The organism is Sphingomonas phoenicis, from assembly GCF_047238005.1.
GTDB lineage: Bacteria > Pseudomonadota > Alphaproteobacteria > Sphingomonadales > Sphingomonadaceae > Sphingomonas.
Genome location: NZ_JBDFMC010000002.1, coordinates 1,294,035 through 1,305,500, shown reverse-complemented (window position 1 = coordinate 1,305,500; position 11,466 = coordinate 1,294,035). Strand labels below are relative to the sequence as shown.

Genomic DNA, 11,466 nt, shown 5'->3' with positions numbered 1-11,466 from the left:
GGCGATCGTCATGGCTGATCGACTACGCCGGGCGCAGGCACTTCCTGCCCCATCGCATCTCGGCATCCGCGCAGACAGCTGACCGGCTCCGGGCGCGACGCCGTCGGATTGACCAACCCTCGGAACCCCGGCGGCGCAGGCCGCCGGACTTCTACGTTAAACGACGTAAAGCCGGCATCGCGGCCGTGAGATAAAAGACGGGAGTACTTTACCTGAACTTCAACCCTGTCATGCAGAGATTGCCATGAGCGGAACTGTTGCGGCCGAGAAGCCGTCCTACATGGTCAGCGCCCCGGTCACGGTGGGGCTGGACAATCTGGGAAGGGTGGAGGGTGGACCGGCCAAGCAGCTGTTCTTCACCCATTTCCAGCCCGCTTTCCTGGTCCTGGTCGTCGCATTCTATTATTATGCGCCGGCAGCATGGATCAAGCCGTCCGTCACTCTGTGGATCGGCTACGGCGTCAAGCTCATGATGCTCGGCATGGAATGGGTCAGCCCTCGCTACAAGAGCTGGCAGCATACGTGGAAGGAACTGGCCTGCGACGTGTTCTATGTCGCGATGGGCATGATGTTCGTCAGGGTCGTCTTCGGGCCGATCAACAGCGACGTGATCGTCGCCTGGTTCCAGGATACATTCGACATCAGCAAGTTCGCCTGGTTCATCGGGCTGCCTCTGCTGCTTCAGGCATTCGCGATTTCGTTCATCGGAGACTATTTCCAGTACTGGATGCACCGTGCGATGCACAATTGGTATCCGCTCTGGGTCACGCACGCTCCTCATCATTACGTCACGCAGTTGAACGTTCAAAAGGGCAGCGTCGGCAACCCGATCGAGATTTTCCTCATCGGTCTGGGCATCGGTGGTCTTTTCGACTTCCTGCCCCGTGCGGCGTTGCTGGCGGGTGCATTCGGGCTGGCGGTGAGCGGCTATCAGCATTGCAACATCCGCTTCAACACGCCCCGGTGGTGGTTCAAGATCTTCAACACGACCGAGCACCACAGCCTTCACCATGCGCAGGATTACGAGAGCACCCGCAGCAACTACTCGGGCACGTGGATCTTCATCGATCGCATGCACGGTACCTGCCGCGACGGCGAGGCCGAACTGCTGGGCCAGGAAGGCGGGCGGCGCATGTCGATCTGGGAAACGATGCACTACACCGTGTCGGAGCCATACAAGGCGCTTAAGCAGAAATGGGCGGCGCGCAGGGAGCGTGACGACCTGCTCGTCGCCCCTGCAGAGTGACCGGGCGATCGATCGGCTCATGCCGTCGCAACTCTTCGGTTCCTCATCCAGCCACATGCCCGTCGCAACGGGACCGAGCACGATGATCGGTAGAGCACGCAAAGGATGATCTCGTGAAGCTTCCGTATATCGACTGGATCTGGCGGATGAAGGGGGGGCTGCCGCTCCACCCGTTCCAGTCCGCCACGCAGGCCCTGAACGATCTGAGGCCATTGTTCGAGGAAAAGAACACGACGTATCACATCGACGGCGATGTGTTGACGTTCACCAAGACGAAGCAGCTGCCACAGGACAAGATGTCGGTTTTCGATGGCGGGACGCTTCGTGTGTCTGGTGGCATGCTGCACTACGATCTGATCAGTCGCGCGATGCTGGCATGTTTTCTGGCACCGTTGCTCTTCTTCGCGATCGGTAGCGCTGGTGTCGCTTTGGACAAGTGGCGCAATCCGCCGGAGGTCGTCAAAGCCAAAGCAGAGGCAGCGAAGAGGAGATCGAAGATCAAGGCGGAGGATGTGCCGATGAACCCCATCGACAAATTCCTTGGTGCGCCGAAGCCCGAGAAAAAGAAGGGCGATGATGAACAAGGCAAGCGCAACCGAAAGCCTTCGATGAAAGTCGCCTACTCGGTCATGGGTGTATTTTTCTTTTTGTGGATATCTGGACGTATCCTCGAGCACCGGCTCATTCACGTCCGCTTGCGCAAAATGCTCGCGCAAGATTCGTTCGAGAGCGACAATGGCTTGATCAGTGAAAGTGCGTCAGCCTAAGTTCGACAAGGCTCGGGTGCCGCTATGGGGGATGGCAGCTTCTCCGAGTTGATGCTCGATTGCTGCATCCATGCAGGGCCATGAACACTGCCCCGTCTCCGATGTGCAAGGACGATAGCAAAGATCACCGACCCTTAGGATATGGGGGCTCTGTCGCCCCGACCTATTCTTTCATCGCGGACCTGCCGGTCGCCGCCACTGCGGCGGGGACAGGGCGCGTGGACGGGCAGCGTGCCCTTGCGCCGTCGGCTAATCGGGCCCACATTGCAGCCGCTACAGTCGCACATCGACGGTCTTCGGCGCTTTGCGGCACCTTCTTCCTTCTTTCCCTGCCTCCCATGCACCGCTGGGTCCGGCAGTCGGGCCCGGCCCCAACCAGAAGGAAGTCATCATGAGCCAGGGCCAGATCACCGGCACCGTCAAGTTCTTCAACGCCGACAAGGGTTATGGCTTCATCGCCCCCGACAATGGCGGCACCGATGCGTTCGTGCACATCTCCGCCGTCGAGCGTGCGGGCATGATCACGCTGAACCAGAACCAGCGCGTCGGTTACGAGCTGGAAGAGGATCGCCGTGGCAAGATGGCCGCGGTGAACCTGCAGCCCGCCGACTGAGTGCGGCACCGGCGGCGGCCCGGCGACGGGTCGCCGCCATTCCCATACCCTCCCCGCAGGAGCCGACCATGTCCGAAGCCACTCTCTTCCGCGCCCGTGCCGATGCCGAGCGTGCCAATGCGGAGTCCGCCGTGCTGGGCAATGTCCGCGAGCGGGCCGAGCGGGCCGCCAATGCCTGGTCGGCGATGGCCGAGCGCGCCGAGCAGACGCTGGCCGCGCGCGAGCGGCGCGAGGCGGCGCGTACCACCGACTGACGCCGGTCGCGGGCGCGGGCGGGAACGTCCGCCGCGCCCGAGCCGTTGGGCCGGAAATCCAGCAAACGAGGATTTCCATGGCCACTACACGCAAGCCGGCGCGCCGGACCAACCGGAAGCGCGCTTCGACCGACACCCGGTCCAAGACGCTGGGCGTCAACCTGCTGACCGCCGGCGCTGCCGCGATCGGGCTGGGCGCCGCCGCCGTCGCGATCCTGCTGAGCCGCCGCGGCACGCGCGCTAACCCGGCCGAGCATTCAGCCCCCGATCTTGCGTTGGACCGGCCGCGCCCGGGTGCCGCAGACCGCGCACCCGATGCCTTCCGCCCCGATCCGACCGCGTCCGTGCCCGCCGATATGCGCGAGTCGCTGCGTCCCGCGACCGTCCCGGCGCCAGGCCTGGCGGCGGATCGCGGCACGACCATCCAGTAACAGCCAGCAAGGGGAACCGACCATGACGACACGCACCGCATCCGCCCGCTACGACGGCTTGGGCAAGGACGGGAAGGGCCACGTCAGCACCCAGTCGGGCGTGCTGAGCGACAATCCCTATGGCTTCGGCACCCGGTTCGGCGACGAGCCGGGGACCAACCCCGAGGAGCTGGTCGCCGCGGCTCACGCCAGCTGCTTCACCATGGCACTGTCGTTCGCGCTGGCGGGCGCCGGCTATACCGACGGGACGCTGGAGACGAAGGCGGCGGTGAAGCTGGACAAGGAAGGCGAGGGGTTCAAGGTGTCGCGATCGGACCTGACGCTGGTCGCGAGCGTGCCGGGGATTGAGCAGGCCGAGTTCGACCGGATCGCACAGGAGGCGAAAGCGAACTGCCCGATCTCGAAGCTGCTGACCGCCGAGATCACGCTCGACGCGAAATTGACCTGAAGCAACTCGGGGGCGGTTCGCGCATTGGGATTTTCTGGAACACAACAGGAGAGGAAATCCCCATGCGCATCGCCCCCCTCACTCTGGCGGCCGTCGCGGCCGCGACCCTGACCGGCGGCTGCGCCGGGGGGAATTACGGTGGCGATCCGCGGTACCGCGGCTATTCCTCCTACGATTATAACCGCGTCGATCCGGCGTATGGCGGCTATTACGCCGACCGTTATTACGTCGACGATCGCCGTTATCGCGAACGCCGCCTGTCGCGTCGCGACCGGGTGTATCGCGGGCAGAACGGCAATTATTACTGCCGCCGCCCGGACGGCACCACCGGACTGCTGGTCGGCGGGGTGGCCGGCGGCGTGCTGGGCAACATCATCGCGCCGGGCGGGTCGGAAGTGCTGGGCACGCTGCTCGGCGCGGCCGGCGGGGCGCTGGCGGGACGCGCGGTCGACCGCAACAACGTCCGCTGCCGCTGATGCGCGACGGCCCCGCGCCGGATGGTGCGGGGCCGGAGGCGTTCAGGTGAGCGAGGATTTGCGCGGAATGGTCTCGCCCTGTTCGGGCTCCTCCTCCTGCTGGCCGCGGTCCAGCGTGTCGCTGGGCCGGCGGGCATCGCCGTCGCGCTGATGCTCGGTCGACAGGTTCGGGCGGTCCGTCTCGGTGGTGGGCTTGATTGGGTCCATGGGTATTCCTTCCTGACCGGAGCAACCGCTCGCCGCCGCCTCGCGTTCCCCGAACCGGTTCCTGAACGGCGACGGACGGGCTGACACGATCGGCGACACATTCGCCGGCCGGTCGCGACAGCGCCGTTACAGCCGCCCCCTATCTGATGTGTCAGGCCGGACCGCCGGCCGAGTAATGGGAGTGACGATCATGAAAGCCATCACCTTCAGCGCCGCCCTGCTGAGCCTTGCCGCCGCGATGCCGGCGACCGCTAGCGCCCAGCGCGGCTGGCAGCCGATCGCGCAGCGCCAGGGCAATCTGGACCAGCGGATCGAACAGGGCATCCGCTCCGGCCGACTGACGCGGCCGGAGGCGCGCCGCCTGACCGGTGAGCTGCGCCAGCTGAGCCGGCTGGAGTCGCGCTATCGCGCGGGCGGGCTGAACCTGTCGGAGCGCCGGGATCTGGATCGCCGCTACGACGCCCTGAGCGCGCGGGTGCGGTGGGACAAGAACGACCGTCAGGATCGCCGTTACCGGTGAGCAAGCGGGGGCGTCGCGAGGCGCCCCCGTGTTCATGTCATGGCTTGCGCAGGTCCGGCCGATCGAGGTCGAGCGTGGCATGGGCGATCACCTCCACCTGCGGATAACGGGCCTTCAGCGGCGCCAGGAACTGGCGGGCGTCGCCGACCACGACGATGCTGGCGGGCACGGGATCGAACAGCGTGGCCGCGGCCGTCTGCACCGCCGCCGGATCGATCGACTGGATGCGGGCGGGATACTGCCCGATCTCGGCCAGCGGCACGCCCTCCGCCACGAAATCCGACAGAAGCGAGGCCATGCCGTCGTTGGTCTCGACCGTGCGGCCGAAGCCGCCGACCAGCACCGCCTTTCGCGTGTCGAGCTCGGCGACCGGCACGGCGGCGGCACCCATCCGCGTCATCTCCGCGACGATGAGGCCGATCGCCTCGTCGGCGGTCGCGTTCTTCGTCTGGGTGCGGGCGGCGATGCTGCCGGGCAGGCGCCGGGCCTGGATCGTGGACGACGCGCCATAGGCCAGCCCGCGCTTGATCCGGATCTCCTGATTCAGGCGCGACGAGAAGCCGCCGCCCAGCACCGTATTGCCGAGCGATAGCGGATAGTAGCGCGGATCGCTGCGCGCGACGCCCGGCCGGGCGACGACGACGGCCGCCTGTGCCGCATCGGCCATGTCGACGACGATCACGCGCGGTCGCGGCTGATCGGCGCGGGGAGTCTGCGGACCGGTGACCTCTTCGGGATCCCATCCGCCGAAGCTGGCCTGTGCCAGGTGCATCGCATCGGCGGGGGTTATGTCGCCCACCACGACAAGCGCCGCCTGGCGCGGACGCCAGGCGGTGGCATAGGCGGCGGCGATGTCGTCACGGGTGATCGCCTTCAGCGAGGTCGGCGTCCCTTCCAGCGGCGCGGCATAGGGGCCGGCGCCGAACACCGCGCGGCCGGCGACCAGCCCGGCGAGCTGCGGCGCATCGGTGAGGCTGACGGTGGCGGCGTCGATCGCCTGCGCACGGGCACGCTCGATCTCCTCCGGCGCGAAGGCGGGGCGGGTCGCGGCATCGGCCAGGATCGGCAGCGCGGCGGCGAGCCGGTCGGACGTGACCGCGATGCTGATCGAGGCGGCGTCGCGATCGGCGGCGCTGCCGATGCTGCCGCCCAGCGCCTCGATCGCGCGCGCGATGTCGGTGGCCGAGCGGGTGTTGGTGCCGCGCGTCATCAGCGTCGCGGCAAGGCTGGCGGTGCCCGCACGGCCGGTCGGGTCGGCCGCTCCGCCGCCGGCCGCGACCAGCTGGGCGGTGACCAGCGGCAGGTCGTGCCGCTCGACGGTGATCAGCCGCAATCCGTTGGGCAGGACCTGTTCGGCGATGGCGGGCGCGGCCGGAACGATGGCGGCGGCGGGCGGGGGCGGGGCGATCCGATCGGCCGCACCGGCCGGACGGATGACGGGGATGTCGCGCGGCGGCACCAGTGCGGCGGTCTGCACGGTGGGGGCGAGGGCAGGGCTGTCGCCCTTCGCCCCGGCCGGTGCCGGCACGTAGCGGAGCGCGGCGGAGCCGGCGTCGGTCAGGTAGCGGCGGGCGACGCGCTGGACGTCCGCGGCGGTGACGCGCTGGAGTGCCGCCAGTTGCCGTTCGCTGGTGCGCGGGTCGCCGGTCAGGATCACGTCGCCGGCGAGGACTGTGGCCTTGCCTTCCGCCGTCTCGCGCTCGCGTAGCGCGGCAGTGACGAGTTCGTTCTTCGCCTCCGCCAGCTCGGCCGCACTGACGGGCGCGTCGCGCAGCGCCGCCACCTCGCGGCGCAGCGCCGCCTCTCCGGCCGCGGCCGACTTGCCGCCCGCCATGATCGCGTACACCGCATAGACGCCGGTCGAGGCCCGCAGGTCGAGCGACGTCGCGGCGGTCTGCGCCAGCTGGTCGCGATAGACGAGGCTGCGGTACAGCCGCGAGTTCTCGCCGGTCGCCAGGATCGCGTCGAGCACCGACAGGGCGGGCACGTCGTCGCTCTTCATCGGCGGCGCCTGCCAGCTGAGGAGGACAGCGGGCAGCGGTGTGTTGGGCGCCGCGACGGTGCGGCTGACCGCGCGGGTGCGCGGCGGCTCGACGACCGACACACGGGGGACGGTGCCCGCCGGGCGCCTGATCCCGGCGAAATACTCGTCGACCCATGCGTCGAGCTGTGCCGGATCGAAGTTGCCGGCGACGACCAGCACGGCATTGTCGGGCCGGTAATAGGTCGCATGGAAGGCGCGGACGTCGTCGATCGTCGCCGCATCCAGATTGGCGACATCGCCGATCACGCCGCGGGCATAGGGATCGCGGGTATAGCTGATCGCGGGCAGCCAGGTCTGGAAAAGGCTGCCGTACGGCCGCGCGAGGCCTTGGCGATACTCCTCCTTCACGACGTCGCGCTCGGAGGCGAAGCTGGTCGGCTCGACCACCAGCGAGGCCATCCGGTCGGCCTCCGCGAACAGCAGCCGGCGGAGGTGGTTGGCGGGCACTACCTCGTAATAATTGGTGTAATCGTCGCTGGTCGACGCGTTGTTGTAACCGCCGACATCCTCGGTCAGGCGATCCATCTGCTCGGGCACCAGATTGCGGGTCGCCTTGAACATCAGATGTTCGAACAGATGCGCGAAGCCCGACCGGCCGCGCGGATCGTCGCGCCCGCCGACGCCGTACCAGACCTGGACCGAGACGTTGGTCGTCGTCGTGTCGCGGATGGCGAACACGCGCAGCCCGTTGGCAAGCGTGCGCTCGGTAAACGCGATCGGCTTCACCGCAGTGGCCGACGTCGACGTGGCCGTTGTCTGAGCGGCGGCCGGCAGGGCGGCCCCTGCCAGCAGCGCGGCGACCGCGGTGAAGCGGTGCCTCACTTATCGTCGCGCTTGCGGTTGCCGTACAGCACGGCGGCGGCGACCGCGGCGGAGCCGATGCCGACGCCAAGACCGATGCGGCCGATCGGCCAGCGCTTCGCCTGCTCGGACGCGGAGGCGGCGGCAGCCTGCGCCTTTTCCTTCACCTCGCGGGCGGTGGCAAGGATCTCGTTCGGGGCATCGTCGTCGGTGCGGGGTGTCGTCGCGTCGGTCACTTCGTCTCTCCTGTGCCGCCGCGCGTGTAGCGCGTGCGGAAATCGTTTGCGTACACCGTCAGCCGCCCCTCGGCGATGGCGGTGCGCAGATCGGCCATCAACGCCTGGTAGAAGCGAATGTTGTGTTCGGTCATCAGCATCGCGCCGAGAATCTCACCCGCCCGGACGAGATGGTGGAGATAGGCACGGCTCCACGTCGCGCAGATCGGGCAGCCGCAGGCGGGATCGAGCGGCGACTGGTCCTCGGCGAAGCGGGCGTTGCGCAGGTTGATCGGCCCCTCGCGCGTGAACGCCTGGCCGGTGCGGCCCGAGCGGGTCGGCAGGACGCAGTCGAACATGTCGATACCCCGCTCGACCGCGCCGACGATATCGGTCGGCTTGCCGACGCCCATCAGATAGCGGGGCCGGTCGGCGGGCAGCTGCCCCGGCGCATAGTCGAGGCAGGCGAACATCGCCTCCTGTCCCTCTCCGACCGCGAGGCCGCCGACCGCATAGCCGTCGAATCCGATATCGATCAGCGCGTCGGCCGACGCCCGGCGCAGACCCTGGTCCAGAGCCCCCTGCTGGATGCCGAAGATCGCGTTGCGTGCGGCATGGTCGCCGCCGCCGTCGAACGCAGCGCGCGACCGCTTCGCCCAGCGCATCGAGCGTTCCATCGCCGCCGCCTGTACGTCGCGCGTCGAGGTGGTCGGCACCAGTTCGTCGAAGGCCATGACGATGTTCGAGCCGAGCAGCCGCTGGATCTCGATCGAGCGTTCGGGCGACAGCAGGTGACGCGTGCCGTCGAGATGCGACTTGAACGCGACGCCCTCTTCGGAGCGCTTGGTCAGTTCGGACAGGCTCATCACCTGATAGCCGCCCGAATCGGTCAGGATCGGACGATCCCATCCCATGAAATCGTGCAGGCCGCCCAGCCGGGCGACCCGCTCCGCGCCGGGGCGCAGCATCAGGTGATAGGTGTTGCCGAGGATGATGTCGGCGCCCGCGGCGGCGACGTCACCGGGTTTCATCGCCTTGACGGTGGCGGCGGTGCCGACCGGCATGAACGCGGGGGTGCGGATGACGCCGCGTTCCATCGCGATCGTACCGGTGCGCGCGGCGCCGTCGGTCGCGGCGATGGCGAAGGCAAAGCGCGGGGGCGTCGTCACTTCCGATCCTTCTTCCGCTTCTCGCCAAAGGGCGGGCGTGGGGCGGTCGGCCCGTTGGCATCGGCCGGCGCCGTGCGGATCGTCAGCGTCTCCGCCCGGTCGATCGCACCGTCGCGATTGCGGTCGAAGCGCGAGAACAGCTTGGCGAAATGCGCCTGCAACTCGTCGAGGGTGATGCGGTTGTCGCCGTCGCGGTCGACATCGAACGGGCTGGGCAGCGCATTGCGATCCCCCAGCCATTTCAGCGCCCAGTCGGCGAACTGGAAATAGCCGATCGACCCTTTCCTGGCGGTATCGATCGCCTCGTACGAGCGGCGCACGCCCGCGATCATCTCGCTACGCGTCGTCTCGCCGTCGCCATCGGCGTCGAAGGTGGCCATCATCATCGCCACCGGCTCGACCACCATCGTGGCTGGCGTCTGTGCGAACGGCTTGGGCGGCGCGGTGACGAGGATGTCGGGATCGGCGGGCGGCGAGGCGGCCTGGAGAAGAAGCGCGAGGACGATCATCGGGACGTTCCGGGCAGGAGCAGCGACGCATCGCCGTAAGAGTAGAAGCGATAATCCGCCGCGATGGCATGCGCATAGGCCGCCTGCATCCGGTCGGTGCCCATCAATGCCGATACCAGCATGAACAGCGTCGATCGCGGCAGATGGAAGTTGGTCATCAGCCCGTCGATCGCGCGGAAGCGGTAGCCGGGGGTGATGAAGATCGCGGTGTCGCCGTCGAACGGCGCGATGACTCTGTCCTCGCCGGTCGCGCTCTCGAGCAGGCGGAGCGAGGTGGTGCCGACCGCGATCACCCGGTTGCCGGTGGCGCGGACCGCGTTCAGCCGGCCGGCGGTGGCGTCGTCGATCCGGCCCCATTCGGCGTGCATCCGGTGGTCGACGGTATCCTCCGCCTTCACCGGCAGGAAGGTGCCGGCGCCGACATGCAGCGTCAGCGTTTCATGCGCGATGCCCGCCGCGGCCAGCGCCGCCATCAGCGCGGGCGTGAAGTGGAGCGCGGCGGTGGGGGCGGCGACGGCGCCGGGTTCGGCAGCGAACATGGTCTGGTAATCGTCGGCGTCGCGCGCCTCGATCCCGCGCTTCTGCGCGATATAGGGAGGCAGGGGCATGCGGCCGGCGCGTTCGAGCAGAAGCTCGACCGGCTCGTCACCCGCGAAGTCGAGCGCCCAGCTACCGTCATCGCCGCGCGTGGTGCTGGTCGCCGACACGCTGGCGCCGAAATCGATCGTGTCGCCTTCCCGCAGTCGTTTCGCCCCGCGGACGAAGGCGCGCCAGCGGCGGGGCCCCTCGCGCTTGTGCAGGGTGGCGCCGATGCGCGCCTCGCCCCGGCGCCCGTCCAGCTGCGCCGGGATGACGCGGGTGTCGTTGAAGACCAGGCAGTCGCCCGCGCGCAGGCAAGCGGGCAGGTCGGCGACCGAGCGGTCGTGCGTCGCATCCCCGTCCAGCACCAGCATCCGCGCGGCGTCGCGCGGGCTGGCCGGGTGGAGCGCGATCCGCTCCGCCGGCAGGTCGAAGTCGAAAAGATCGACCCTCAACGCTGGGTCGCAGCCTTTCGCGGGGCTGCCTTCGCCGGTGCGGCACGCTTCGGCGCGGCGGTGCCAGCGGGCTTGCCGGTGCCGGGCAGCGTCACCGGTGCGCCGAGATCCACGGGCGGCGGCGGCGGTGCGGGGACATAGGCCGGCGGATTGTCGGCGGCGATATAGGCGTGGACGATCTTCGACGGGTTCGTCGGCGGCTCGCCTCGCTCGATCGAGTCGACATACTGCATGCCGTCGATGACGCGGCCGAACACCGTGTACTTCTTGTCGAGCGCCAGGCGCGGCAGGAAGACGATGAAGAACTGGCTGTTGGCGCTGTTCTTGTCGTCGGCGCGGGCGGCCGACACGGCGCCGCGGACATGGGGGAGATAGTTGAACTCGGCCGGCACGTTGGGCAACTGCGACCCGCCGGTGCCGTCGCCCTTGGGATCGCCGCCCTGCGCCATGAAGCCGTCGATGACGCGGTGGAAATCGAGCCCGTCATAGAAATGCTGGCGGGTCAGCGTCTTGACCTGCGCCACCATCTTGGGTGCGACATCGGGGCGCAGCCAGATCGTGACCCGCCCGCCGGTCGACAGGTCGAGCAGCAGCAGGTTCTCCTTGTCGGTGATCGGCGGCGGCGCGGGGGCCGTCGCGGTGGGGGCGGGCGCCGGAGGCTCCTTGGCGGAAACGGTGGCGGCAAGGGGAAGGGCAGCGAACGCGAACAGGCCGGCGATAAAGCGCATGGAG

General features: G+C 68.4%; 15 protein-coding genes. 8 read left to right on the top strand and 7 right to left on the bottom strand.

The features are described from left to right. Positions 1–244 precede the first annotated feature (244 nt). The 7 genes from ABC319_RS07530 to ABC319_RS07500 all read left to right on the top strand — a co-directional run bounded on the left by ABC319_RS07530 (position 245) and on the right by ABC319_RS07500 (position 4,235). Positions 245–1,246: a sterol desaturase family protein gene (locus ABC319_RS07530; RefSeq protein ID WP_413069626.1), complete on the top strand. Its 1,002-nt coding sequence runs from the start codon at positions 245–247 to the stop codon at positions 1,244–1,246. A 113-nt stretch (positions 1,247–1,359) separates the two neighbouring features. Continuing rightward, positions 1,360–2,013, top strand: a complete 654-nt coding sequence (locus ABC319_RS07525; RefSeq protein WP_413069625.1) for a hypothetical protein — start codon at positions 1,360–1,362, stop codon at positions 2,011–2,013. A gap of 391 nt (positions 2,014–2,404) precedes the next feature. Continuing rightward, a complete protein-coding gene (locus ABC319_RS07520; protein WP_413069624.1) occupies positions 2,405–2,626 on the top strand; it encodes a cold-shock protein in 222 nt (73 codons plus the stop codon). 68 nt (positions 2,627–2,694) lie between these two features. Then, positions 2,695–2,880 carry a hypothetical protein gene (locus tag ABC319_RS07515; RefSeq protein WP_413069623.1) on the top strand — a complete coding sequence of 62 codons (186 nt, stop codon included), beginning with the start codon at positions 2,695–2,697 and terminating at the stop codon, positions 2,878–2,880. A 77-nt stretch (positions 2,881–2,957) separates the two neighbouring features. Further along, positions 2,958–3,311 carry a hypothetical protein gene (locus tag ABC319_RS07510; RefSeq protein WP_413069622.1) on the top strand — a complete coding sequence of 118 codons (354 nt, stop codon included), beginning with the start codon at positions 2,958–2,960 and terminating at the stop codon, positions 3,309–3,311. 22 nt (positions 3,312–3,333) lie between these two features. After that, the gene (locus ABC319_RS07505; RefSeq protein WP_413069621.1) at positions 3,334–3,759 is read left to right on the top strand and encodes an OsmC family protein; all 426 of its coding nucleotides are present in this window, start codon (positions 3,334–3,336) and stop codon (positions 3,757–3,759) included. Between the two features lie 62 nt (positions 3,760–3,821). Beyond that, on the top strand, positions 3,822–4,235 hold the full coding sequence (locus ABC319_RS07500; RefSeq protein ID WP_413069620.1) for a glycine zipper 2TM domain-containing protein: 414 nt from the start codon (positions 3,822–3,824) through the stop codon (positions 4,233–4,235). Between the two features lie 42 nt (positions 4,236–4,277). Here ABC319_RS07500 and ABC319_RS07495 read toward each other — a convergent pair whose 3' ends face one another. Beyond that, complete coding sequence (locus ABC319_RS07495) at positions 4,278–4,442, bottom strand: hypothetical protein (RefSeq protein ID WP_413069619.1); 165 nt, start codon at positions 4,440–4,442, stop codon at positions 4,278–4,280. A 190-nt stretch (positions 4,443–4,632) separates the two neighbouring features. Between ABC319_RS07495 and ABC319_RS07490 the strand changes: the two genes are divergently transcribed. Then, entirely contained in the window at positions 4,633–4,962 is a 330-nt protein-coding gene (locus tag ABC319_RS07490) for a hypothetical protein (protein WP_413069618.1), read from the top strand. A gap of 37 nt (positions 4,963–4,999) precedes the next feature. Here ABC319_RS07490 and ABC319_RS07485 read toward each other — a convergent pair whose 3' ends face one another. From ABC319_RS07485 to ABC319_RS07460, 6 genes are read right to left on the bottom strand one after another with little or no spacing between them, the layout of a single operon-like run. Beyond that, on the bottom strand, positions 5,000–7,828 hold the full coding sequence (locus tag ABC319_RS07485; protein ID WP_413069617.1) for a M16 family metallopeptidase: 2,829 nt from the start codon (positions 7,826–7,828) through the stop codon (positions 5,000–5,002). Beyond that, entirely contained in the window at positions 7,825–8,043 is a 219-nt protein-coding gene (locus tag ABC319_RS07480) for a hypothetical protein (RefSeq protein WP_413069616.1), read from the bottom strand. Before ABC319_RS07480 ends, ABC319_RS07485 begins: the two co-directional genes overlap by 4 nt. Beyond that, positions 8,040–9,191, bottom strand: a complete 1,152-nt coding sequence (gene tgt / locus ABC319_RS07475) for a tRNA guanosine(34) transglycosylase Tgt (protein WP_413069615.1) — start codon at positions 9,189–9,191, stop codon at positions 8,040–8,042. The genes ABC319_RS07480 and tgt overlap by 4 nt, the downstream gene beginning before the upstream one ends. Continuing rightward, positions 9,188–9,700 carry an EF-hand domain-containing protein gene (locus tag ABC319_RS07470; RefSeq protein ID WP_413069614.1) on the bottom strand — a complete coding sequence of 171 codons (513 nt, stop codon included), beginning with the start codon at positions 9,698–9,700 and terminating at the stop codon, positions 9,188–9,190. The genes tgt and ABC319_RS07470 overlap by 4 nt, the downstream gene beginning before the upstream one ends. Then, positions 9,697–10,734, bottom strand: coding sequence for a tRNA preQ1(34) S-adenosylmethionine ribosyltransferase-isomerase QueA (gene queA, locus ABC319_RS07465; RefSeq protein ID WP_413069613.1), 1,038 nt, complete (start codon positions 10,732–10,734; stop codon positions 9,697–9,699). Before queA ends, ABC319_RS07470 begins: the two co-directional genes overlap by 4 nt. Then, the gene (locus ABC319_RS07460) at positions 10,731–11,462 is read right to left on the bottom strand and encodes a peptidylprolyl isomerase (RefSeq protein WP_413069612.1); all 732 of its coding nucleotides are present in this window, start codon (positions 11,460–11,462) and stop codon (positions 10,731–10,733) included. Before ABC319_RS07460 ends, queA begins: the two co-directional genes overlap by 4 nt. Positions 11,463–11,466 lie beyond the last annotated feature (4 nt).

What these genes read in the sequence shown, in the direction of transcription:
- ABC319_RS07530 (WP_413069626.1), top strand. Translation starts at nt 245, where the DNA reads ATGAGCGGAACTGTTGCGGCCGAGAAGCCGTCCTACATGGTCAGCGCC.
- ABC319_RS07520 (WP_413069624.1), top strand. Translation starts at nt 2,405, where the DNA reads ATGAGCCAGGGCCAGATCACCGGCACCGTCAAGTTCTTCAACGCCGAC.
- ABC319_RS07515 (WP_413069623.1), top strand. Translation starts at nt 2,695, where the DNA reads ATGTCCGAAGCCACTCTCTTCCGCGCCCGTGCCGATGCCGAGCGTGCC.
- ABC319_RS07510 (WP_413069622.1), top strand. Translation starts at nt 2,958, where the DNA reads ATGGCCACTACACGCAAGCCGGCGCGCCGGACCAACCGGAAGCGCGCT.
- ABC319_RS07505 (WP_413069621.1), top strand. Translation starts at nt 3,334, where the DNA reads ATGACGACACGCACCGCATCCGCCCGCTACGACGGCTTGGGCAAGGAC.
- ABC319_RS07500 (WP_413069620.1), top strand. Translation starts at nt 3,822, where the DNA reads ATGCGCATCGCCCCCCTCACTCTGGCGGCCGTCGCGGCCGCGACCCTG.
- ABC319_RS07495 (WP_413069619.1), bottom strand. Translation starts at nt 4,442, where the DNA reads ATGGACCCAATCAAGCCCACCACCGAGACGGACCGCCCGAACCTGTCG.
- ABC319_RS07490 (WP_413069618.1), top strand. Translation starts at nt 4,633, where the DNA reads ATGAAAGCCATCACCTTCAGCGCCGCCCTGCTGAGCCTTGCCGCCGCG.
- ABC319_RS07470 (WP_413069614.1), bottom strand. Translation starts at nt 9,700, where the DNA reads ATGATCGTCCTCGCGCTTCTTCTCCAGGCCGCCTCGCCGCCCGCCGAT.
- ABC319_RS07460 (WP_413069612.1), bottom strand. Translation starts at nt 11,462, where the DNA reads ATGCGCTTTATCGCCGGCCTGTTCGCGTTCGCTGCCCTTCCCCTTGCC.